This is a genomic window from Azospirillum sp. FG154, assembly GCF_057809575.1.
Map to the genome: position 1 here is coordinate 129,041 of NZ_JBMDKF010000008.1, position 20,938 is coordinate 149,978.

Sequence of the window (20,938 nt, forward strand, 5' to 3'; positions counted from 1 at the left end):
TTGACGACAGCGGCGGCGCGGATTTTTCGGGTTTCGAGCGTTTGTCACGCCCCCACGGACCCGTCCAACGCCAGCCGGACGAAGGCCCGTTCGGCGGCGCTGCGGTGGCGGTCGCGGTGGCGCACCAGATGAAAGGCGCGTTCGGGCAAAGCCAACCCGTCCAACGCCACCACGCGCCCATCCCGCAGCGCGTCGGCCACCACCAGATCGGACAGCACGCTCACCCCCAACCCGGCGAGCAGAGCGTGGCGGATCAGCGCGCCGTCGGGCAGGGTCAGGGCGACGGTCAAGGCCGCCGGATCCAGCCCGACGGCGTGGATCGCCCGCTCGAACACAGCGCGGGTGCCGGAACCGGGTTCGCGCAAGATCCAGCGCGCCGCCGCCAGATCGGCGGCCGCCGCCGCGCGCCCCGCGCCTTCCATCGCCCAGGGATGATCCCGCCCGGCGACCAGCAACAGCCGGTCGCCGGGAATCGTCTCGGTCATCAGGGCCGGGTCGCTGACCGCGCCCTCGGCGAGGCCCAATTCGGCTCGACCGTCGCGCACGGCGTCGGCGACGTCCTGCGTGTTGCCGATGGACAGATCGACGCGGATGCCGGGAAAGGCGGCGGCGAAGCGGGCCAGACGCGGCGGCAGCCAGTGATGGCCCACCGTCTGGCTCGCCGCCAGCCGCAGCGCGCCGCGCGTCAGCCCGGTCAGTTCGGCCAGCATCGACCCGGCGTCCTCCACCTTGCGCAGAATCGCCCGCGCCTCGGTCCGCAGCAGATCCCCGGCGGCGGTCAACTCCACCCGGCGGCCAATGCGGTCGAACAGCCGCAAGCCATGCTCGGCCTCCAGCGCGGCGATGGCGGCGCTGACGGCGGGTTGCGACAGGCCCAAGCCTTCCGCCGCGCGGGTGAAGTGCAAAAGATCGGCGACCGTCACGAAGATCCGCAATTGCTCCAGGGTCATCGGCGGCGAACGCTCCACGGGGTTGGCCTCACGCCAACCACACAATGCCCAGCAGACTGAAAGACGCAAGGAACAGAGTCGCCCCCACCGCCAGCAGCAGCGGACGCGGCCCGCGCGCCAACAGCTTGCCCAGATCGGCGTCCAGCCCCATCGCCCCCAGCGCCATCGTCAGCAGGAAGGGCGCGGCCTGCCCGGCCCAGCCGCGCGCCGTCTCCGGCACCAGACCGAGGCTGTTCGCCGCGATCAAAATCAAGAAGCCTGCGACGAACCACGGCAGCGGCGCCGGGCGCGGCCCCGTCGCCGGGCCGCTCCCCATCTCGCGGGCCAGCGTCGCGCCCATGCCGACCACCACCGGGGCCAGCAGCGCCACCCGCCACAGCTTGGCGATGGTCCCAGTCTCCCCCGCCTCCCGCCCATTCTGAAAGGCGGTGGCGACCGCTTGGCCAACCTCATGGATCGACGCGCCCGCCCACAGGCCGAAAGCGTGCGGGTTCAGGGCCAGCGCCTCGGCCAGCAGCGGATAGACCAGCATCGACAAGGCGCCGCACAGGGTGACGCAGGCGATGGCGTAGGCGACGTCCTCCTCCTCCGCGCCGGTGACGTTGTTGACCGCCAGCACGGCGGACGCGCCGCAGATCGCGGTTCCCGCCCCGATCAAACGCGCCAAACGCGGCTCCACCCCCAGCGCCCGGCCCAGCCGCCCGGCAAACCACAGGCTGGCGACCAACGACGCGGCGACCACCGCCAAGCCTGCCCCACCCAACGCGCCGATCCGCCCGACCGTCACCTGCGCGCCCAGCAGCACGACGGCGACGCGCAGCAGCGGGCGGACGGTGAAGACCACCCCGGCGCGCGCGGCCTCTCGCCCGCCCGAACCCAGCAACCGGCGCGCCGCCATCCCCAGCAGCACCGCCAACACCAGCGGGCTGAGCGCCCGCCAGCCCAACGCCTGGGCCAGCGCAAAAGCCACGACAGCCAGCCCAGCCGACAGGGCGACTCCGGGCGCGACGCGAACGAAAAAAGCGGGAACGACGCGGAACAGGGCAATGCGGATCATGACGACGGCCTCCAATTTCACCATCTGATTTCACAGGGAAATTGGCGGCAAATCGTCAATCCGTCCAATTGATTGAAATTACCGTTTCGATCAAAATTTCAGATCAATCGCGCCCTTGGCTCCGTCAGGCGAACAGCCCGGTGAAGGGCAGGAAATCGACCAGATCGCCGGAATTGATCGCCGTCGCCTCGGCGGGCATGTCCACCAAACCGTCGGCCTCGACCATCGAAGTCAAAACGCCTGAGCTGTTGCTGGGAAATTTGATCGCCAGCGGACGGCCATCGGGCGCGCGCTCCAGCCGGGCGCGCAGGAACTCGCGCCGCCCCGGCTTTTTGGTGAAGGAGAAACCGGCCACCACCAGACTGCGCGGGGTCGCCGCGCTCGACGCGCCCGACAGCCGCAACACCAACGGACGCCCGACCAGCAGAAACGTCACCATCGCCGACACCGGGTTGCCCGGCAGGCCAAGGAAGGGCGTGGACCCAACCCGCCCCAACGCCAGCGGCTTGCCGGGCTTGATCGCCAAGGTCCACAGATCAATGGAGCCAAGCGCGCTGACCGCCGCCTTGACATGGTCCTCCTCCCCCACCGACACGCCGCCGCTCGTCACCAGCAGATCGGCCCGCTCCGCCGCCTCGGCCAACGCGGCGCGGGTGGCGTCAGGTCGGTCGGGCAGGATTCCAAGGTCGATCACCTCCACCCCCAGCGCGTCGAGCTGGGCGGCCAGAGTGTAGCGGTTGGCGTCGTAGATGGCGTGGTCGGGCTTGGGCGTTCCCGGCTCCCGCAGTTCGTCGCCGGTGGAAAACAGCACGACGCGCAGGCGCTTGCGCACGGTGACGGTGGAGCGCCCGACGGCGGCGGCCAGCCCGATTTCCTGCGCGCGCATCCGCTGGCCCGGACGCAGAACCACCGACCCGGCGGTCATGTCCTCCCCCATCGGGCGGATGTTGGCGCCGGGTTTCAGCGCGGCTGGAACCCAGACAGCCGCGCCATCATCCTCGGCCCGACAATCCTCCTGCATGGCCACGCGATCGACGCCGACGGGAACCGGCGCGCCGGTGAAGATCCGCACGGCTTGGCCCGGCGCGACGACCCCCGCGAAGGACGATCCGGCGGGAACCCGTCCGATCACCGTCAAGCGCCGCTCGCCCCCGCCCATGCCCTCGCCCGCGTCCGCCGCGAAGCCCCAGCCGTCCATCGCCGACACGGCGGCGGGGGGCACGTTGACGGGAGCCGTCACCTCCTCCGCCAGCACGCGGCCCAGGGCGGCGCGCAGGGGCGCCGCCTCCGTCCCCGTCACCGGGCCATAACCGTGGTCAATGCGGGCCAGCGCCGCGTCCAGCGACAGGGCGGCAGGGCCGTGAGCGGCGCAGTCATCCATCAGAATCGTCCTTATGCCGGGCAAGCGCGGCGGGTTGCAGGTCCAGCGCCTGTAATAGCGCACAGCCGACACCGCCCCCTTGTCCAAGGTCAAGCCCCCAGACTCGAATGTCAGAACCGAATCGGCGGAATGGACGTCCCCAACCTTGCCGAGTCTGGATTGTCTCCCCATACTCCCCCGAACAGCATAATGTCTGGCTTTGGTTTTGGAGGGCGGTCCGTGGTTGGTCGTGTGGTGTCGGTGGTTCTGGCGGCGTTGATCGCCCTGACCGCGCCCGCTGTTTTCGCGGCGGAGAAACCGGCGCCCAACGTCGCCCAATTGGCCGCGCCGATTTCGCCCATGGCGGCCAAGCGCGTGTCGGATTGCCAGGCCGCCGAACAGGGCGACCCCAACGCCGCCTTCCGTCTGGCCCGCCGTTATCTGTTCGGCATCGGGGTTGGCCGCGACCGTCGGCTTGGCGCCGCGTGGTTGCGCGCCGCCGCCTCGCGCGGGCACAGCGAGGCCCGGCGCATGGTCAATTACGTTCCCGGCGGCATGGGCCGCATCCGCCCCTGGTGCCGCCCCGGCGGCGCGCCGCTGCGCAACGTCGCCCCGCCCCCGGCGGAGATCGTCAAGCTGGTCGAAGCCATCGCCCCCCGCCACGGCGTCGATCCGGCGCTGGTTCTGGCGGTGATCCAGGCGGAAAGCGCCTTTCGCACCGACGCCGTGTCGCCCAAGGACGCCGCCGGTCTGATGCAGTTGATCCCCGGCACCGCCGACCGTTTCGGCGTGTCCGACGTCTTCGATCCCGCCCAGAACATCACCGGCGGCGTGCGCTATCTGCGCTGGCTGCTGGCCTATTTCCAGGGCGACGTGACGCTGGCGCTGGCCGGTTACAACGCCGGAGAGGGCGCGGTGGACCGTTACCGGGGCATCCCGCCCTACGAGGAAACCCAGAATTACGTGCGGATCATCCGCCGGATTTACGGGGCGACCTATCACCCGTTCGACCAGCGCGTGGTCGATCCGTCTCCGGCCCTGTCCGGGGCGGCGGCGGAGTTGCCACGAACCGGGAAATCATCGAAAAAGGGTTGAGCCGTTTCCGTTCCCCCCTGTTGGGAGTTCCCGCCCCGTGCCGATGTCCGAACGCAGCTTTCTCGGCCTCAGCGCCGCCGGGTTTCACCGGGTCGCCTACACCCAATGGGGCCGCGACGACGCGCCCGCCGTCCTGTGCGTCCATGGCCTGACCCGCAACGGGCGCGATTTCGATCCGCTGGCCCTGGCGCTGGCCGACCGCCGCCGGGTCGCCTGCCCCGACGTGGTCGGGCGCGGCAAAAGCGGCTGGCTGGCGAATCCGGCGCTGTACGGCTATCCGCAATATTGCGCCGACATGGCGGCGTTGATCGCCCGGATGGGAGTCGATCAGGTTGATTGGGTCGGAACCTCGATGGGCGGCTTGATCGGCATGATGTTGGCCGCCCAACCCAACAGCCCGATCCGCCGTCTGGTCATCAACGACGTCGGCCCGCTGATTTCCAAGATCGGCTTGCAGCGCATCGCCGATTACGTCGGCAAGGATCCGGTGTTCGAGGACGTCGCCGCCGTCGAAGCCTATCTGCGCTTCACCCTGATGGGCTTTGGTCGTTTGACCGACGGGCAATGGCGCCATCTGGCCGAACACAGCGCCCGCCAACGGCCCGACGGCCTGCTGGGCCTCGCCTACGACCCCGGCATCGCCCACGCCTTCACGGCGCAGCCGATGCAGGATGTTGATTTGTGGGCTTTGTGGGACCGCGTGACCTGCCCGGTTCTGGTGCTGCGCGGCGCCGATTCCGATCTGCTGACGGCGGAAACCGCCGAGGAAATGACCCGACGCGGCCCCGGCGCCCGAATCGTCGAAATCCCCCACACCGGCCACGCCCCCGCTTTGATGAACGAGGAGCAGATCGCCGTCGTCCGTTCCTTCCTGTTGGACGCGTAGGCCGGATGGCAGGCCGGGCGATGGCAGGCCAGACAATGCGACGCGCGGCCCTGATCGGCGCCCTGTTGAGCGGTTTGACCGCCGCCCTGCCCGCTTTGGCGCAGGACGGGCCGAAGCGCGACGCGCTCGACTGGTTGGCCGGGGAGCCGATGACCCTGCTGGATTGGGGAATCGCCCGTCTGCGCAACGATCTGGACATCGCGGCGGCGGACGCGGCGGCGGCGGGGCGCTCCACGCTGGGGCGCAGCGGCGTGTTCTACCGCCCGCAGGACCGCAAGATCGTCGGCTACGCCAGCTTCGTCGAGCCGACGGCCAACCGCACGGACGCGGTTTGCGTGGAGTTGTTCGCGCGGGTGGTCGGCGCGCTCGTCCATGGCGCGCCGCAAGGATCGGGCGGGGCGAGCTGGTATCTGGAAAGCGTCTTCGGGCACGAGACCCGCACCGCCGCCCGGCCCCAGGATTTGGGCGACCAGATGGCCGAGCGCGTCGCCCTGCAAATCACGGTCGGCCCCCGCCCCGCCGCCGCGTTCGACGATTCCCGTCGCGTCGTCTGCACCGGGCGGCTCGATTCGCCGCCCGCCGGTCTGGCCTTGCGGATTGAGGGCTGACCGCAATCCGGCTGCTGACGCGCGGGCGCCCTTGGGCTTATAAGACGGGATGACCGACCCGACCGCTCTTCCGGCCCCTGCGCCGACGTTCGACCCGCAAGCCTTGCCGCCGCTGCGCGAGGTGATCGCCCGCTTTGGCCTGGACGCCAAAAAGTCGCTGGGCCAGAATTTCCTGCTCGACCTGAACCTGACCGGACGCATCGCCCGATCCGCCGGGTCGATGACGGGAATCACCGCGATTGAGGTTGGTCCCGGCCCCGGCGGCCTGACCCGCGCCCTGCTGGCCACCAACGCCCCGCGCGTCATCGCCATCGAACGCGACCGCCGTTTCATCGACGCCTTGCAAGACGTCGTTGACGCCTCCCACGGGCGCTTGACCATCGTCGAGGCCGACGCGCTGACCGTCGATCCCGAACAATTGGCCCCGGCCCCGCGCGCCATCGTCGCCAACCTGCCCTACAACGTCGCCACCCCGCTGCTGCTGGGCTGGCTGGCGCGGATCGAGGCCTATGTCAGCCTGACCTTGATGTTCCAAAAGGAGGTCGCCGACCGGCTGGTCGCCAAACCGGGCGGCAAGGCCTATGGCCGCCTGTCGGTCATCACCCAATGGCGGGCCGACGCGCGGGTTCTGTTCAACCTGCCGCCGCGCGCCTTCACCCCGCCGCCCAAGGTGGAATCGACCGTCGTCCAACTGGTTCCGCGCGCCAACCCCGAACCGGCGGAGTGGCGGATCCTGGAAAAAGTCACCGCCGCCGCCTTTGGCCAGCGCCGCAAGATGCTGCGCCAGAGCCTGAAATCGCTGGGCGACGCCGAAGCCTTGCTGGAACAGGTCGGCATCAGCCCGACCTCGCGCGCGGAGGAGGTGGACGTCGCCGGTTTCGCCGCGCTGGCCCGCGCGGTCCAGGCGCGGGAGGCCGCAAACCCGCCATGCCCCTGATCCGCGTCACCCACCGGATTTCCATCGACGAGAACGAGTTGGAGGAATCCTTCGTTCGCGCCTCGGGTCCGGGGGGGCAGCATGTCAACAAGACCGATTCGGCGGTGCAGTTGCGCTTTGACGTGCGCAACTCCCCCAACCTGCCCGACGACGTGCGCGGGCGGCTGGTCCGGCTGGCCGGATCGCGGCTGACGCTCGACGGGGTTCTGGTGCTGGTCGCCGACCGCCACCGCTCGCAGATGCGCAACCGGGTGGACGCGCAGGAACGACTGATCGACCTGATCCGCGAAGCCGCCGCCCCGCCGCCGCCGCCCCGCCGCCCGACCAAGCCGACCAAGGGATCCAAGCAACGCCGCCTGGACGGCAAAGCCATCCGGTCGGAGGTGAAGAAAATGCGCGGGCGCGGCGGAGAAGATTGAAAGGCCGGAGGGTCGTCGTCGCTTTCCCCCTCCCCGACCCTCCCGCCTAAGCCGCCGCAGGCAGGCGAACCGTCACCGTGGTGCCGACGCCGACGCGGCTGTCGATGGCGATTTGACCGCCAAGCGGACCAACCACGGCGTTGTGGACGATGGCCAGCCCCAACCCTTCGCCCCCGCTGAGGGCGCCGTCGGTGTAGAAGGGATCGAACACCCGCTCCAGATGCTCCGCCGCGATGCCGCAACCGTCGTCGGCGACGGTCAGCGCCACGCGCCCCTCCGGTTCCGGGCGCGCCCGCACCGTCACCGCGCCCGCCCGGCGGTCGGGGAAAGCGTGGCGCGCGGCGTTGCTGACGGTCTGTTGAAGGATGGCGTCGAGCAGATTTGGCGCGCCCAACACCCGCAGCCCGGCGGGGGCGTCCATCGCCAACGCGACGCCCGGCGGCATCATCGCCTCGATGATGGGGCGGTTGCGGGTCAGCAGCTCGCACATGTCCACCACCCCCATGCCCTGCTGCGCGCCGACTTCAAGCTGTTTGAGGGTGTCGACGAGATCCGCCATCCGCCGGGCGTTGTCCAACACCATCGCCACGGACTCCCGCACCGTCTCGACGAAGCCCGCCAAATCCGACCGCCGCACGGCGCCCTCGGCCATCGTCCGCGCAAAGCTGTCCGTCGTGTCGGCGATGTGGCTGGCCAGACTGACCTGAACGCCGACCGGCGCGTTGATTTGATGGGCCAAACTGGCCACCAACCGCCCCAACGCCGCGCTCCGCTCCACCTTGACCAATTGCGCCTGAGCGTCCTTCAGCGACGCGTGGGATTCTTCAAGCTCCTGGTGCGCCCGGCGAAGATCCTCGTGCGACCGCCTCAGATCACGCTCGATCAGGAAGCCGCGACGCCAATGCTGATCGAACAACCAGCTCGCCAGCAGCGTGATCGCGGCGACGCCTCCGCCGCCGAACAGGCGCATCCCCACGCTCAAAGCGTCAAGGCCAAGCAAGGGCATGTGAACGAACGTCACCGTCACAGCCACAACGCCGATCAAAACGGCCAACCGCCACCCGAAGGAAAAGGGGCCGAACAAGAGCAAGACAACGCCAATGGTCGAGTTCATGAACGTCCCCTGCCAAGGGGCCACCGCATAGGCCATGGCCAGAAACCACGTCCCCAGCGGAAAACCCGCCCCGACCAAAACATGCAGATGCCGAACGGTGACGCGATGGAAGGATGCGGCGAACAGCGCGACAAAACAGGCGATTCCGAACAGTCGGTACAGAATCACCTCAACCAGAAGGTCGGGAATCAAGTGCGCGTCAAAAAACAGACGGGACGTCTGACCGCAAACCACCAACGCCGAAACGACGCGAAGCACGATCTGGTCGCGGCGGCGCGCCTGGTCGCGATAGGCGGCGACATCCTCCCCGCGCAGCGTCACGCGGCTCATCAGAAAGGCGGGCAACCTCATCGGACCTCCGCCGCAACGCTCAACACCGTGTCCTCTTCCCCTCCGATGGTCGTCGCGCACGCCGAGCGCCACCTCCGCGCGCGGCGCGACAACCATTAATTCGTCGTCGCCAACGCCGCAACATCATACAGGGGTATGTCACAAAACGCCGCAGGCGCGGCCCCACCCTCAAACACTCTGGTCGGCGTCAAGGCGCCTTGCGCCAGAAAAATCACAGAATCGACCGAACCAATTGATGACCAGACAAGGCCGAACCAACGGCGGAGCCATCAATCACGCGTCACCTGTCTCAAGACGACGCCCGACGTCAAAGGTGACGACGCGACGGCGCCAAACAGCCGCTCAAAGCTGACCACGCGCCCCTTTCCCCAACCGGAAAAAGGGGCGTCCTGGATTCAATCAACCACGCAGCAAATCAACAAAACGACGGCAATCGGCGATGTCGGCGCGCAGGTTGACCCGACGCTTGGCCGATTCGGAATCCTCGCCCCAATGCTCGATCTGATAGGTTTCGTCGAGCTGCGCCGCCTCGAACGCTTCGTCAGGGTTGATCCGCCCTTCCAACAGCGCCAGCGCCACCACCAGCGAGCCGCAGGCCCCGGTGACGGTCTGCAAAGCGATCAGTTCCCAGTCATCGCGCGCCTCGACCACCGCGCGCAGGGCGCGCAGGGCTTCCGGCGGTTGCGGTTTCGGCATCAGCCCGTGGCACACCTGCAAGGGCGCGTCGTGCTGCAAGGCCACCCAATCCAACAAGGGCTGCCACACCCGCGCCTGCCGTTCGACCAGCGTTTGCGGATGTTCGGCGTGGTAGCAGACCAGATCGGTTTCGGCGTAGGCGGCGACCGCGTCGATGATCTCGCCGCGCTTGACCGGAACCAGATCCACCGCCGTGCTGGACAGTTGCATCAGCGGCATCGCGTGAGGATCGATTTTGTCGCCCTGCGCGTCCCATTCCGCCGCCACGCCACGGGCCAAGGCTTCCGACGGGAAGACCAACGCCGCCTTGGCCGGGCTGCGGATCGGGCGGCCGTCAAGCTCGACCTGGAAACCGCCCGTGGGCGCCGCCGCGACGCCCGCCGCTTTGTAGAAACGCTTCATCGTCCGTTCTTCTCCAACAAGCCCAGCACCGCCCCGGCGACCTCCCGCCCGCGATGAACGATGCGGTTGGCCCCCGCCGCTTCCAGCTCCGTCACCATGTGATAGCCCCAGGACACGCCGACCGACGCCACCCGGGCGTTGCGGGCCATTTGAATGTCATAGGTGGTGTCGCCGATCACCACCACGTCGGCCTCCGTCACGCCGGTTTCGGCCAGCGCGCGTTGGACCATGTGCGGGTTGGGCTTGCCCGGCCCGGCGTCGGCGGTTTGCAGGGTGACGAAGCGATGGGTCAGCCCATGCCCCTTGAGCACGGCGTCCAGCCCGCGCCGCGACTTGCCGGTCGCCACGCCCAGCAGCACGCCCGCCGCCTCCAGCGCGTCCAGCGACTCGAGAATGCCGGGGAACAGCGGCTCATCGACCTCGCCCCGGCGACGGCTGGCGGCGAAGGCGTTCTTGTAGCTTTCCGCCACGGCGACATGCTCCGCCGCCGAACGCTCCGGCAGCAGCGCCGCCACCGCCTCGACCAGCGACAGGCCGACGATGCGCCGGACCTCCGCCGGGTCGGGTTCGCCCAAACCATGCTCGACCCAAGCCTTGGTCATGGCGTCGATGATGGCGAATTGGCTGTCCACCAACGTGCCGTCGCAATCGAACAGGGCCAGACGCGGCAGACCGCCGGTCATCGCCCCGCTCACTCCACATCCTCGAACGGGTCGTCGCGCAGGTTGGCGCTGTAGCCCAGATATTTCCAGGTCGCCAGCATGTGGTCGGGCAAGGGCGCCGTCACGTCGATGGTCTTGCCGCCGCGCGGGTGCGGCAGGATCAGGCGGCGGGCGTGCAGATGCAGCTTTTTCGCCACCTCGGCCCCCGGCAGATTGGCGCCTTGGCCCGCGTATTTGCCGTCGCCCAGAATCGGCGTGCCGATGGCGGCCATATGGACGCGAAGCTGGTGGGTGCGCCCGGTGCGCGGCCACATGGCGACGAAGGCCGATTGCTTGCCCGCGTTTTCCAGCACCGAATAATAGGTGACGGCGCGCTTGCCCTCTTCCTTGTTTTCGGCCACGCGCTCGCCGTTCGGGCCGCCTTCCTTGGCCAGCGCCAGATCGATCTTGCCCTGATAGGGCTTCGGCACGCCGACCGTCGCCGCCCAATAGGTCTTGCGCACGTCGCTGCCCCGGAACATCTCCGTCAGCTTGGTCGCGGCGAAGCTGGTGCGGGCCAGCAGCAGAACGCCCGAGGTGTCCTTGTCCAGCCGATGGACCAGCTTGGGCCGCTCATGCCCGTCGAAACGCAGGGCGTCGAGCATGGCGTCGAGATGCTTGGTGGTTCCCGTGCCGCCCTGCACCGCCAGCCCGGCGGGCTTGTTGATGGCGATGACGTCGGCGTCCTTGTAGATCACCAGCGCCTGAAGCTCGGCGGCCTGCTTGTTGGAGATCTCCGGCTTGGGCTTGCCCATGGGAACCGCGCTGCGGGCCGGCGCCGCCCAATCGGCCAAGGGCGGCACGCGCACCACCTGCCCCGCCGCCAGCCGGTCGGAGGTTTCCGCCCGCTTGCCGTCAATGCGCACCTGCCCCGTGCGCAGCAGCTTTTGCAGATAGCTGTGGTTGACGTCGGGGAAGTGGCGCTTGAACCAACGGTCGAGGCGCATGTCGGCCTCGTCCCCCGTCACAGTCCGGTTTTCCACCCGGCTTTCACCCGCAGGCTTCGCATCGGGTTTGGCGGCAGGCTTGGCAGAGTCAGTCATCACAGAGACACCGAAACAAGAGAACGCACGGCCCACAGACCGGCAAAAAAGCCCAGGATGGTCAACACCACCGAGGCCAGAAGATACGCAAGCGCCGCCGCCAGCTCGTCCCGTCCCACCAGCGTGCCGAAATCCAGCGTGAAGGAGGAAAAGGTGGTGAAGCCGCCCAAGACGCCGACCAGGATCAACGCCCGCATCTCGGCAGACGGCGCCCAGGTCAGCGCCGCCAATTCCGACAGCACGCCCATGGCGAAGCAGCCCAGCGTGTTGACGATCACCGTGCCGAAGGGAAAACGCGCGCCGATCCACTGGCCGACCGCCAGAATCAGCAGGTAGCGCGCCACCGATCCGGCGGCGCCGCCCACGGCGACCGCGAGCAGCGAGACAGGCGAAGCGAGCACGGCCCCTCCCAAACAGGACGTCAAACAGGAAACAGACGGCGACAATTGCGATCCGAGGCGGATTAGAGCCAGAAATGCGCCCGCTTGTCACGCGGCGGACGCTTCTGGCAAGATGACGGGCATGAAAAGCTTGCCAGAAAACGCCGCCCTGCTGGTCATCGACCTGCAAAAGGCCATCGACGATCCCCGTTGGAGCCGCGTCGGCCCGCGCAACAACCCGCAGGCCGAACGCAACGTCGCCGCCCTGCTGACCGCGTGGCGTTGGCGCCAGCGCCCGCTGGTCCACATCCGCCACGATTCGGTCGAGCCGGATTCCGCCTACCGCCCCGACCGCCCCACCCACGCCTTCAAGGAGGAGGCCGCGCCGCTGCCCGACGAATGCGTGATCGGCAAATCGGTGAACAGCGCCTTCATCGGCACCATGCTGGACACATGGCTGCGCAACAAGGGCATCGACACCCTGGTCGTCACCGGCGTCATCACCAACAACAGCGTCGAGGCCACCGTCCGCAACGCGGGCAATCTCGGCTATGACGTCCGGCTCGTCCAGGACGCCACCTACACCTTCGCGATGCGGGACTGGTCGGGGCGGCTGCGCACGGCGGACGAGGTGCACGACCTGTCGCTCGCCAACCTGTCGGGCGAATACGCGACGATCACCGACACGGCGGAGGTTTTGGCCGCGCTCGCCGGGTGAGTCCTTCTTTTCTCCGCCGATCATTTTCCGCGCCAGCTTTGCCGCCCCGCCCCGTGAAACGGTCGCAACGGTTGGGCCGAAACCTTGTCCTTCGGACAAGGGCCGCCCCGCCGTCCCGCGCCGTTGAACAGGGAGTCTCCGATGGCTGGACAGAACACCCGCGCGCCGGAATGGAAGACCAAGATGGGCTTCATCAAGGACGCGCTCGATCAGTATGAGGCGAAGAAAATCAGCCGTTGGCAGGTCATCAACCGCCTGCTGCATGTCGGCGTGTCGGCGGACGACGCCAACCAGATCGCCGACCGGGGAACGATTCCGCACAGCCTGACCCGCATGCTGCTGGAACCCTACGGAACGCCGTAACCACCCGATTGGGGCGCCCCTGCCCCGAAAATCCAGCCCTCGCGACACCGCGCCCGCTCGTCCAGCGCGGGCGGCGTCCACAGGCCGGGCTTGGCCGCCAACCAGCGCAGCCCCGCCGCCGAAACCAGCGCGTCGGTCGCGTGGTCGCTGACCACGCCGCTCAAGCCCAAGGGGCGCGAGTCCAAACGCGCCAACGCGGCGTCAAGCTCCGCCCCGTCGCGGATTTTGCGCTGGCCGAATCCGGCGTGCTTCAGGAACAGGCGCGGGTAAATCTCGGTCAGCGCGGTGTGTCCCGGCTTCACCGCGTCAAAGGGCCAGACCGCCACCGCGTCGGGCGCCGCCGCGCGCAGGGCGCGCAGCACGCGCATTCCGGCCAGACCGCCCTTCCCCACCTGTTTGGCGCCGATCAGCTTGTAGGGGCTTTGCGGGCTGCCCAAGCCATCGGCGCGGCAGGCGATTTCCGTCGCCCGGTGGGGATCGTCCCACCAATCCGGTTGTGGCCCGCCCCGCCAGAATCCGGCGCCATGGACCGGGTGTTCGGCGAAGGGCGCGCCGCCGAAATCGGGTTCGTCAGCGCAGATCCGTTCAATCTCGTTCCAAAGATCGAAGACGCCCGCGTCAGCGGGCAACGTCCGCCCGGCCACCGCGAAAGGCAGTGAAAAGGCGCAATCAATCCCGACCAGCGCCACCCCATCCGCCACCCCGGCGCGCAGCCACTCGAACACCGCCGTCCGCGACCACCAGCCGCCCGGCGGCTCCACCAACCGGGGCGCGGCGTCCCCCGCCCCGCATTCCGCCACGGCGATTCCGGCGTAGCGCTTGCCCCGCGCCCCGGACCAGTCGATGGCGACAAAGCGGTCGAAAGGCAACGGAGTCACGATTCACACCACGATGTCGGCGTGTTCTTTCAACTCGACCGGCGCGTTGGCGCCCAACGGATCCAGGACGATCCGAACGCCTTCCCGACGGGCGAATTTGAACGCCGGTATGAAATCGCGATCCGCCGTGACCACAATGATGCAACGGACCATTTCACGCAAAGCCAAGCGGGCGATGTCCATGCCGATGCGCATGTCCACGCCCTTTTGCTCCACATTCAGCTCAAAATCACCGTCTTCAAGCGTCCGTCCGCTCTTGACCAATGATTTTCGCGCGTCGCCCTTCAGGATCCAGCGGTTTTCGCCGAGATAGGTCTCGCCAAGCCGCAAAGCCATGTTCGGTTTGAGCTTCAGCTTGTCGTAAAGACTTTGCGCGTGGCGATGACGCTCCGACGCCCCCAAGGCCCAATTCGCTCCCGTCACCGGGCGGGCGACGTTTCCCGACAAGGGGGGAGCGTCGTAATAGTAAATCCGCAAAAGCTCGTAATCCGCCACCCACGCCAGATTTTGCAAACGGGCGCATTCCGATTCAATGTCGTCTGCGCTGGTAAAAGCGGCGTCGCCAGCGGCCCGCTTGCGTGAATTCAGGATCTTCGTGGCAAAGCCGCCATCAATCATGATGGCGTAACGGGCCTTGAGCATGGAGCCTGCGCAAAAAAATGGGGCCAACGCTTTCCTCCGCGACATGCGTCGCTTCATCGGAAAGACGTTGGCCCGCTCGTTTATGCCGTCGGGAACGCAATCAGCGCGCCCTGTGACGCCACTTTAACGCGCATCGGCGAAAAGACCAATCAAAAGATCGGCAGAGCGAAAGGTTACAGCTCCACCACCTCGACCACCCCCGGCACCGCTTTCAGGGCGGAGCGGCTTTGCGCGGTGATGGCGTAGGAGCCGGGGAGTTCGATCTCCACCTCCTTCAGCGGTTCGATTTCGACCAGGACGTTGATCTTGCTCTTGCCGCGCGACAGGCGTTCCAGGGTGCCGCGCATCGCCTCGATCGGTCGTTCGTCGCGCAGGACGATTCGCAGACCGGCGCTGACCGACGCCACCGCCTCCTCCAGCGGTTTGATCTCCTGGCAGGTCAGGCGGACCTCTTCGCCGTTCAACTGGGCGTCCACGGTCAGCAGCACCGGGGTTCCCGGCTCCAGCATCGCCCGGTTGACCGCCAGGATCTCGGAAAACAGCGTCACCTCATAGCCGCCGGTGGCGTCGGACAACTCAACGAAAGCGAAACGATTCCCAGATTTCGAGGTCTTTTCCTTCTTGGAAACGATGATGCCCGCCATCTTGTAGCGGGTGGAGCCGCCCTTTTTCATCGCCACCGCCAGATCGGCGGAACGCACCACCTTCATCCGCCCCAACGGCCCCGAATAGGCGTCCAGCGGGTGGGCCGACAGGTAAAAGCCGATGGCCGAGAACTCATGCTTGAGCTTGTCCAGCGGCTCCCAATCCTTGACCTTGGGCAAATCCGGTTCGGGCAAGCCGCCGCCCCCGCCGCCGAACAGATTGCCGATGCCGCTGTCGCGCTCGGCGGCTTCGGCCTGGGCGTAGCGGATGATGGTTTCCAGCGCGGCGTGCACCTGCGCCCGGTTAGGGTTCAGCCCGTCGAAGGCTCCGGCGCAGGCCAGATTTTCAAGCTGCCGCTTGTTGATCGTCTTCAGATCCAGGCGGCGGGCGAAATCGAACAGGCTCTTGTAAGGGCCGTTCTTCCGCCGCTCCTCCACCACCGCCCGCATGGCCGGGGCGCCCACGCCCTTGACGGCGGCCAATGCGTAGCGCACCGCCTTCACCCCCTCGCCAAGCTGCTCGACGCCGAAGATCGCGTCGGATTTGTTGATGTCGGGGGTCAGCAGCTTGACCTTCAGCCGGGCCAACTCCTGCCGGAAGACGTTCAGCTTGTCGGTGTTGCCAAGGTCGAGCGTCATCGACGCCGCCATGAACTCCACCGGGTGGTTGGCCTTCAAATAAGCGGTGTGATAGGCGACCAGCGCATAGGCGGCGGCGTGGGATTTGTTGAAGCCGTAACCGGCGAATTTCATCACCTGATCGAAAATCAAGCTGGCCTGTTCGGCCTTCACCGCGCGCTGTTCGGCCCCGTCGCAGAAGATCTTGCGCTGGGCGTCCATCTCCTCCTTGATCTTCTTGCCCATGGCGCGGCGCAACAGATCGGCGCCGCCCAGCGAATAGCCGGACAGCACCTGAGCGATCTGCATCACCTGTTCCTGGTAGATCATGATCCCGAAGGTTTCCTTCAGGATGCCTTCCAGGCTGTCGTGCATGTAATCGGCGGGTTCCTCGCCGTTCTTCACCCGAATGTATTTGGGGATGTTGTCCATCGGGCCGGGCCGGTAGAGCGAGACCAGCGCGATGATGTCCTCGAACCGATTGGGCTTCAGCCGCCGCAGCACGTCGCGCATGCCGGAGCTTTCCAACTGGAACACCCCCGTCGCCTCGGCCCGGCTGAGAAGCTGGAAGCTCTTCTCGTCGTCCAGCGGCACGATGGTCAGATCGGGCTTTTCCGGGATCAGATTGACCGCCACCTGCAACACGGTCAGCGTCTTCAAGCCGAGAAAGTCGAACTTCACCAGCCCGGCCTGTTCGACATACTTCATGTTGAACTGGGTGACGGGCATGTCCGAACGCGGATCGCGGTACAGCGGCACCAGATCATGCAAGGGCCGGTCGGCGATCACCACGCCCGCCGCGTGGGTGGAGGCGTGGCGGTACAGCCCTTCCAGCTTCAGCGCGATGTCGATCAGATGGCGCACGGTGTCGTCGCCGTCGCGGGCGGCGCGCAGCATCTCTTCGCTGTCCAGCGCCTGTTGCAGCGTGACCGGGTTGGCCGGGTTGTTCGGCACCATCTTGCAGATCTTGTCCACCTGCCCATAGGGCATCTGCAACACGCGGCCAACGTCGCGCAGCACGGCGCGGGCCTGAAGCTTTCCAAAGGTGATGATCTGGGCGACGCGGTCGTAGCCGTATTTGTCCTGAACGTAGCGGATGACCTCTTCGCGGCGGTCCTGGCAGAAATCGATGTCGAAGTCGGGCATCGACACGCGTTCGGGATTCAAAAACCGCTCGAACAGCAGGCCGAAGCGCAGGGGATCCAGATCGGTGATGGTCAGCGCCCAGGCGACCACGGACCCGGCGCCCGACCCACGGCCCGGCCCCACCGGAATGTCGTGGTTCTTCGCCCATTTGATGAAGTCGGCGACGATCAGGAAATAGCCGGGGAACTTCATGTTGACGATGACGTCCAGCTCGAATTCCAGCCGGTCAAAATACGTCTTGCGGGTTTCGGCGCGCTGTTCCGGCGTCATCGACGGGGTGTAGACGGCCTTTTCCAGCCGCATGTCCAGCCCGGCGCGCGATTGGGCGCGCAGCTCGTCATCCTCCGTCCGCCCGCCTTCGCAGGCAAACGGCGGCAGGATCGGTTTGACCGGGCGCAGCAGGTAGGAGCAACGGCGCGCGATCACCAGCGTGTTGTCCACCGCCTCCGGCAGATCGGCGAACAGCTCCCGCATTTCGGCGGCGGATTTGAAACGATGGTCGGCGGTCAGCCGCCGCCGCTCGCTCTGGCTGATGTAAGCGCCCTCGGCGATGCAGAGCAGCGCGTCGTGCGCCTCATACATGTCGGCGGTGGCGAAATAACAGTCGTTGGTGGCGACCAGCGGCAGATCATGGGCATAGGCCAGATCGATCAGCGCCGGTTCGATCGCGTCCTCGTTGGCGGCGAAGGGCGCGCCATGGCGTTGCAGCTCAACGTAGAGCCGTCCGGGAAACAGCCGCTTCAGCCGCTCCAGGACGTCGAGCGCCAGATCCTTTTGCCCCTCGCCCAGCAACCGCCCGAGCGAACCGCCAACGCCGCCGGTCAACGCGATCAAACCGCCCGAATGCCCCTCCAGCGCGTCCAACGCCACCTGCGGCCCGGCCAGCGGATCCGATTCCAGGAAGGCTTTCGACACCAGCACCATCAGATTGCGGTAGCCCTCCTCGTTCTGGCAGAGCAGGACGAGTTGGTCGGGGGTTGACGCCGCCTTGCCGGGCAAGCCGGGTTTGGTCGCCGCCGGGCCGACGCGGGTGATTCCCAAAACCGTGCCGATGATCGGCTGAACGCCGCTGTCCGACGCCGCCAGCGCGAATTCCAGCGCGCCGAACAGGTTGCCGGTGTCCGTCACCGCCACGGCGGGCATCTGCTGTTTCTGGCAGAGCTTCACAAGCTCCTTCACCTTGATCGCCCCCTCCGACAGCGAATAGGCGGAATGGACGCGCAGATGGATGAAGTCGGCGTGGGGCATGGCAACCATGGGCGATCAGGACAGGTCAGCGGGTTCTAGCACACCCCCCGCCCCCATCTCCACGCTCGCCGCCTCGCCCGCCGCCTGCGCGGTCGCCCCCGGCTTCCATTCGTGCTATGCACAAGCAATAGAAACGCCAAAAACGATGGGGAGGATGCCGCGATGGATCGGCTGCGCCTTGGTCGAGCGGTTGGATGGATCACCCTGTCGGCGGCCCTGCTGACGACGACGGCGTGCCAGACCACAACCGCCCCCCCCGCCGCCCCAACGGCCAGCGGCTTGGCGAGCGGGCCGGAGCGCCCCTTTCGCAGCGGGCGCGGCTGGACCGTGACCATTCAAAAGCCGGACGGCGGCAAGCCCTTCTGTCAGGCGACGCGCAACCCCGACGGCGCCGCCGACGGCGGGCCGCGCATGGTCTTTCGCACCGCCGCCGTTGAATCGGGCTTCGTGTTGTCCGGCGTCAGCCACCTCGCCACGCCCGGCGAGCGGTACGAGCTGACCGCCAGCTTTGACCAGGGGGCCAAGCTGACGCTCAGCGGGCGCGGCCTGCCCGACGGCTCTCTTTACGTCGCCATCCCGTCAAAAACCTATCTGGACGCGTTGGAATCCTTCGCCCGCAACCGGCGCGTCACCTTCCGCAACGCGGCCTTGGGCGATCTGGGGAGCATGGCGCTGACCGGAAGCTCGTGGGCGATCAACGCGTCGGACGAGTGCCGCATTCTGAACGCGGATTCCTGACCCGCGCGCCGCGCGGACCTTCACCGGATTGACGGAAAAGCGCGTGCCTGTCTAGCATCCGAACAATGCGCACCATCCACATCCTTTTGGCCGTTGCGGTCGCCGCCGTCTGGGGCCTCAACTTCGTCGCGATCAAGGTCGGCCTCCGCGACTTTCCGCCGATTCTTTTCTCCAGCCTGCGCTTCGCCCTGGCGGCTTTGCCGCTGCTTATTCTCGGGATGCGCGGCGGCCCGCCGGTGCCGTGGCGCTTCATCGTCGGCATCGGCGTGACGCTGGGCGTCGTCAAATTTCCGCTGCTGTTTTTCGGCATGGACGTCGGCATGCCCGCCGGGTTGGCCTCGCTGGTGCTGCAATCGCAAGCCTTTTTCACCGCGATCTTCGCCGCCTTCGTCTTGGGCGACCGGCCCGGCCCCAAGCAGGTCCTGGGCATGGTCGTCGCCTTCGCCGGGGTTGGCGTGATCGCGGCGGAAATGCCGGCGGGCGATTCGCTCCTCGGCCTTGCGCTTTGCGTCGCCGCCGCCGCCGTCTGGGGCGTGTCGAACATCATCATGAAGCAGGCCAAGGCCCCCGATCTGTTCGGCATGATGATGTGGGTCAGCCTGATTCCGCCAATTCCCCTGCTGATTCTGTCGTTTCTGGTCGAGGGGCCGGACCGGATCGCCCACGCCTTCGCCAGCTTGAGCTGGCTGGGGGTCGGCGCGCTGCTCTACATCGCGGCGGGGGCGACTCTGTTCGGCTTCGCCGCCTGGGGTTTCCTGATGCGGCATTACCCGGCCAGTCTGGTCGCCCCCTTCTCGCTGCTGGTGCCGATCTTCGGCATGAGTTCCAGCGCGCTGCTGCTGGGCGAAACCTTCTCCACCCTCAAATTGCTGGGCGGTCTGTTGGTGTTCTGCGGCCTCGCTTTGTCGGTCTTGAAAGTCCCAACTCTGGCCCGCGCCAGGGCGTGACGCGGTCCCTCCCCCGCGTCGGCGGGAGAGGGGCATATCAGCCGCTCACCCCAGCTTGGCTTTGAGAAAATCCAGGCTGCGGGTCCAGGCCAGTTCGGCGGCGTCCTTGTTGTAACGCTCCGCCGAGGTGTCGTTGTGAAAGGCGTGGTTCACGCCGTCATACAGGTGGATCTGGTGGGCGACGCCCGCCTTGGTCAGCGCCTCGTCATAGGCGGGGACCGTCGCGTTGATGCGCTGGTCGAGACCGGCGTAATGCAGCAACAGCGCCGCCTTGATCCCGCCAACCGCCGCCGGATCGGGGGTCGGCCCGTAGAACGCCACGCCCGCCGTGAGGTCCGGCGCCGCGATGGCCAGCCGGTTGACCATGCCGCCGCCCCAGCAGAAACCGACCACCCCAACCTTGCCGGTTGAATGAGCGTGCGCGCCGAGGAAAGCGACGGTCGCCGTCAGATTGGCCACCGTCTTGCCCGCGTCAAGCTGGCCGATCAAGTCGCGCGCCTTGTCGGGGTCGGACGGCGTGCCGCCCAAGGGCGACAGCAGGTCGGGGGCCAAGGCCAGGAAGCCAGCGGCGGCCAAACGGCGGGCGACGTCCTCGACATAGGCGTTCAGCCCCCGGTTTTCGTGGATGACGATGACGGCGGGGGCCTTGTCCAGCGCCTTGGGCCGGGCGAGATAGCCCGCCACCTCGCCGCCCGCGCCCGGATAGGTGATTTTGGCGGCGGCGATCCGCCCGTCATCCTCGGCCACCAGGGCGGCGTTGGCGTAATTCGGCTCGATGCTGGCGAGAATCGCCGGAATGGCGGCGGCCCCGCCGACCAGAGCGGTCAGCCGTTCCAGAAACACCCGGCGCGGCAAAGGCGCGTGGGTGTATTCGTCGTAAAGATCGATGATGCGCTGGTCCATGGCGGAACGCCCTTTCCCCGTTGATCGGCTGGGTCAAGAGTGGGGGCGTGATCGCCGCCTGACAATAGGCCGGACGCGACAATCAGTGACGACA

Annotated in this window: 21 protein-coding genes; 9 read left to right on the forward strand and 12 right to left on the reverse strand. The window is 67.4% G+C overall.

Annotation, left to right across the window (positions count from 1 at the left end; genetic code table 11):
• Positions 1-44: 44 nt before the first annotated feature.
• The 3 genes from ACODS4_RS11860 to ACODS4_RS11870 all read right to left on the reverse strand — a co-directional run bounded on the left by ACODS4_RS11860 (position 45) and on the right by ACODS4_RS11870 (position 3,388).
• Positions 45-968: a LysR substrate-binding domain-containing protein gene (locus tag ACODS4_RS11860; RefSeq protein ID WP_488863826.1), complete on the reverse strand. Its 924-nt coding sequence runs from the start codon at positions 966-968 to the stop codon at positions 45-47.
• Between the two features lie 10 nt (positions 969-978).
• A complete protein-coding gene (locus ACODS4_RS11865) occupies positions 979-2,007 on the reverse strand; it encodes a YeiH family protein (RefSeq protein WP_488863828.1) in 1,029 nt (342 codons plus the stop codon).
• Between the two features lie 124 nt (positions 2,008-2,131).
• The gene (locus ACODS4_RS11870) at positions 2,132-3,388 is read right to left on the reverse strand and encodes a molybdopterin molybdotransferase MoeA (RefSeq protein WP_488863830.1); all 1,257 of its coding nucleotides are present in this window, start codon (positions 3,386-3,388) and stop codon (positions 2,132-2,134) included.
• Between the two features lie 219 nt (positions 3,389-3,607).
• Between ACODS4_RS11870 and ACODS4_RS11875 the strand changes: the two genes are divergently transcribed.
• Genes ACODS4_RS11875 through arfB form a run of 5 tightly spaced genes read left to right on the forward strand, consistent with a single transcriptional unit; the run spans position 3,608 to position 7,312 of the window.
• Positions 3,608-4,462, forward strand: coding sequence for a lytic transglycosylase domain-containing protein (locus ACODS4_RS11875; protein WP_488863832.1), 855 nt, complete (start codon positions 3,608-3,610; stop codon positions 4,460-4,462).
• A gap of 43 nt (positions 4,463-4,505) precedes the next feature.
• Positions 4,506-5,348 carry an alpha/beta fold hydrolase gene (locus ACODS4_RS11880; protein ID WP_488863983.1) on the forward strand — a complete coding sequence of 281 codons (843 nt, stop codon included), beginning with the start codon at positions 4,506-4,508 and terminating at the stop codon, positions 5,346-5,348.
• Positions 5,349-5,383: 35 nt separating this feature from the next.
• Positions 5,384-5,956 carry a hypothetical protein gene (locus ACODS4_RS11885; protein ID WP_488863834.1) on the forward strand — a complete coding sequence of 191 codons (573 nt, stop codon included), beginning with the start codon at positions 5,384-5,386 and terminating at the stop codon, positions 5,954-5,956.
• A 49-nt stretch (positions 5,957-6,005) separates the two neighbouring features.
• A complete protein-coding gene (rsmA, locus tag ACODS4_RS11890) occupies positions 6,006-6,893 on the forward strand; it encodes a 16S rRNA (adenine(1518)-N(6)/adenine(1519)-N(6))-dimethyltransferase RsmA (RefSeq protein ID WP_488863835.1) in 888 nt (295 codons plus the stop codon).
• Positions 6,890-7,312: an alternative ribosome rescue aminoacyl-tRNA hydrolase ArfB gene (gene arfB / locus ACODS4_RS11895; RefSeq protein ID WP_488863985.1), complete on the forward strand. Its 423-nt coding sequence runs from the start codon at positions 6,890-6,892 to the stop codon at positions 7,310-7,312. The genes rsmA and arfB overlap by 4 nt, the downstream gene beginning before the upstream one ends.
• Positions 7,313-7,358: 46 nt before the next feature.
• Here arfB and ACODS4_RS11900 read toward each other — a convergent pair whose 3' ends face one another.
• From ACODS4_RS11900 to crcB, 5 genes are all read right to left on the reverse strand, one after another.
• Entirely contained in the window at positions 7,359-8,777 is a 1,419-nt protein-coding gene (locus ACODS4_RS11900; RefSeq protein ID WP_488863837.1) for a sensor histidine kinase, read from the reverse strand.
• A gap of 399 nt (positions 8,778-9,176) precedes the next feature.
• The gene (locus ACODS4_RS11905; protein WP_488863839.1) at positions 9,177-9,875 is read right to left on the reverse strand and encodes an ATP12 family chaperone protein; all 699 of its coding nucleotides are present in this window, start codon (positions 9,873-9,875) and stop codon (positions 9,177-9,179) included.
• Positions 9,872-10,558 carry an HAD-IA family hydrolase gene (locus tag ACODS4_RS11910; protein WP_488863987.1) on the reverse strand — a complete coding sequence of 229 codons (687 nt, stop codon included), beginning with the start codon at positions 10,556-10,558 and terminating at the stop codon, positions 9,872-9,874. The genes ACODS4_RS11905 and ACODS4_RS11910 overlap by 4 nt, the downstream gene beginning before the upstream one ends.
• Before the next feature lie 8 nt (positions 10,559-10,566).
• Entirely contained in the window at positions 10,567-11,619 is a 1,053-nt protein-coding gene (locus ACODS4_RS11915) for an RluA family pseudouridine synthase (protein WP_488863841.1), read from the reverse strand.
• Complete coding sequence (crcB, locus tag ACODS4_RS11920) at positions 11,619-12,020, reverse strand: fluoride efflux transporter CrcB (RefSeq protein WP_488863843.1); 402 nt, start codon at positions 12,018-12,020, stop codon at positions 11,619-11,621. Before crcB ends, ACODS4_RS11915 begins: the two co-directional genes overlap by 1 nt.
• A gap of 121 nt (positions 12,021-12,141) precedes the next feature.
• On the opposite strand from crcB, the gene ACODS4_RS11925 reads away from it, so the two are divergent.
• Together ACODS4_RS11925 and ACODS4_RS11930 are read left to right on the forward strand one after the other, a co-directional pair.
• Entirely contained in the window at positions 12,142-12,717 is a 576-nt protein-coding gene (locus ACODS4_RS11925; protein WP_488863845.1) for a cysteine hydrolase family protein, read from the forward strand.
• 141 nt (positions 12,718-12,858) lie between these two features.
• Positions 12,859-13,080, forward strand: a complete 222-nt coding sequence (locus tag ACODS4_RS11930; RefSeq protein WP_488863846.1) for a hypothetical protein — start codon at positions 12,859-12,861, stop codon at positions 13,078-13,080.
• Here ACODS4_RS11930 and ACODS4_RS11935 read toward each other — a convergent pair.
• From ACODS4_RS11935 to dnaE, 3 genes are all read right to left on the reverse strand, one after another.
• Positions 13,065-13,958, reverse strand: a complete 894-nt coding sequence (locus ACODS4_RS11935; protein ID WP_488863848.1) for a hypothetical protein — start codon at positions 13,956-13,958, stop codon at positions 13,065-13,067. The genes ACODS4_RS11930 and ACODS4_RS11935 overlap by 16 nt on opposite strands.
• A 3-nt stretch (positions 13,959-13,961) precedes the next feature.
• On the reverse strand, positions 13,962-14,600 hold the full coding sequence (locus tag ACODS4_RS11940) for an NYN domain-containing protein (RefSeq protein WP_488863850.1): 639 nt from the start codon (positions 14,598-14,600) through the stop codon (positions 13,962-13,964).
• A 173-nt stretch (positions 14,601-14,773) separates the two neighbouring features.
• Positions 14,774-18,256 (reverse strand): DNA polymerase III subunit alpha, encoded by a 3,483-nt coding sequence (gene dnaE / locus ACODS4_RS11945; RefSeq protein ID WP_488863989.1) that lies wholly within the window; start codon positions 18,254-18,256, stop codon positions 14,774-14,776.
• A 162-nt stretch (positions 18,257-18,418) separates the two neighbouring features.
• Between dnaE and ACODS4_RS11950 the strand changes: the two genes are divergently transcribed.
• Together ACODS4_RS11950 and ACODS4_RS11955 are read left to right on the forward strand one after the other, a co-directional pair.
• Positions 18,419-18,994, forward strand: a complete 576-nt coding sequence (locus tag ACODS4_RS11950; protein ID WP_488863852.1) for a hypothetical protein — start codon at positions 18,419-18,421, stop codon at positions 18,992-18,994.
• A 65-nt stretch (positions 18,995-19,059) separates the two neighbouring features.
• The gene (locus tag ACODS4_RS11955) at positions 19,060-19,941 is read left to right on the forward strand and encodes an EamA family transporter (protein ID WP_488863854.1); all 882 of its coding nucleotides are present in this window, start codon (positions 19,060-19,062) and stop codon (positions 19,939-19,941) included.
• 45 nt (positions 19,942-19,986) lie between these two features.
• Here ACODS4_RS11955 and ACODS4_RS11960 read toward each other — a convergent pair whose 3' ends face one another.
• Positions 19,987-20,844, reverse strand: a complete 858-nt coding sequence (locus ACODS4_RS11960; protein ID WP_488863856.1) for a dienelactone hydrolase family protein — start codon at positions 20,842-20,844, stop codon at positions 19,987-19,989.
• Positions 20,845-20,938: the final 94 nt, after the last annotated feature.

Bases quoted from the DNA above. Each gene is read 5' to 3' on its own strand.
- ACODS4_RS11915 (WP_488863841.1), bottom strand. From the start codon at position 11,619: ATGACTGACTCTGCCAAGCCTGCCGCCAAACCCGATGCGAAGCCTGCG.
- ACODS4_RS11925 (WP_488863845.1), top strand. From the start codon at position 12,142: ATGAAAAGCTTGCCAGAAAACGCCGCCCTGCTGGTCATCGACCTGCAA.
- ACODS4_RS11885 (WP_488863834.1), top strand. From the start codon at position 5,384: ATGCGACGCGCGGCCCTGATCGGCGCCCTGTTGAGCGGTTTGACCGCC.
- dnaE (WP_488863989.1), bottom strand. From the start codon at position 18,256: ATGCCCCACGCCGACTTCATCCATCTGCGCGTCCATTCCGCCTATTCG.
- ACODS4_RS11930 (WP_488863846.1), top strand. From the start codon at position 12,859: ATGGCTGGACAGAACACCCGCGCGCCGGAATGGAAGACCAAGATGGGC.
- ACODS4_RS11880 (WP_488863983.1), top strand. From the start codon at position 4,506: ATGTCCGAACGCAGCTTTCTCGGCCTCAGCGCCGCCGGGTTTCACCGG.
- ACODS4_RS11870 (WP_488863830.1), bottom strand. From the start codon at position 3,388: ATGGATGACTGCGCCGCTCACGGCCCTGCCGCCCTGTCGCTGGACGCG.
- ACODS4_RS11955 (WP_488863854.1), top strand. From the start codon at position 19,060: ATGCGCACCATCCACATCCTTTTGGCCGTTGCGGTCGCCGCCGTCTGG.
- rsmA (WP_488863835.1), top strand. From the start codon at position 6,006: ATGACCGACCCGACCGCTCTTCCGGCCCCTGCGCCGACGTTCGACCCG.
- ACODS4_RS11905 (WP_488863839.1), bottom strand. From the start codon at position 9,875: ATGAAGCGTTTCTACAAAGCGGCGGGCGTCGCGGCGGCGCCCACGGGC.
- ACODS4_RS11960 (WP_488863856.1), bottom strand. From the start codon at position 20,844: ATGGACCAGCGCATCATCGATCTTTACGACGAATACACCCACGCGCCT.
- ACODS4_RS11910 (WP_488863987.1), bottom strand. From the start codon at position 10,558: ATGACCGGCGGTCTGCCGCGTCTGGCCCTGTTCGATTGCGACGGCACG.
- ACODS4_RS11950 (WP_488863852.1), top strand. From the start codon at position 18,419: ATGGATCGGCTGCGCCTTGGTCGAGCGGTTGGATGGATCACCCTGTCG.
- ACODS4_RS11900 (WP_488863837.1), bottom strand. From the start codon at position 8,777: ATGAGGTTGCCCGCCTTTCTGATGAGCCGCGTGACGCTGCGCGGGGAG.
- ACODS4_RS11865 (WP_488863828.1), bottom strand. From the start codon at position 2,007: ATGATCCGCATTGCCCTGTTCCGCGTCGTTCCCGCTTTTTTCGTTCGC.
- ACODS4_RS11940 (WP_488863850.1), bottom strand. From the start codon at position 14,600: ATGCTCAAGGCCCGTTACGCCATCATGATTGATGGCGGCTTTGCCACG.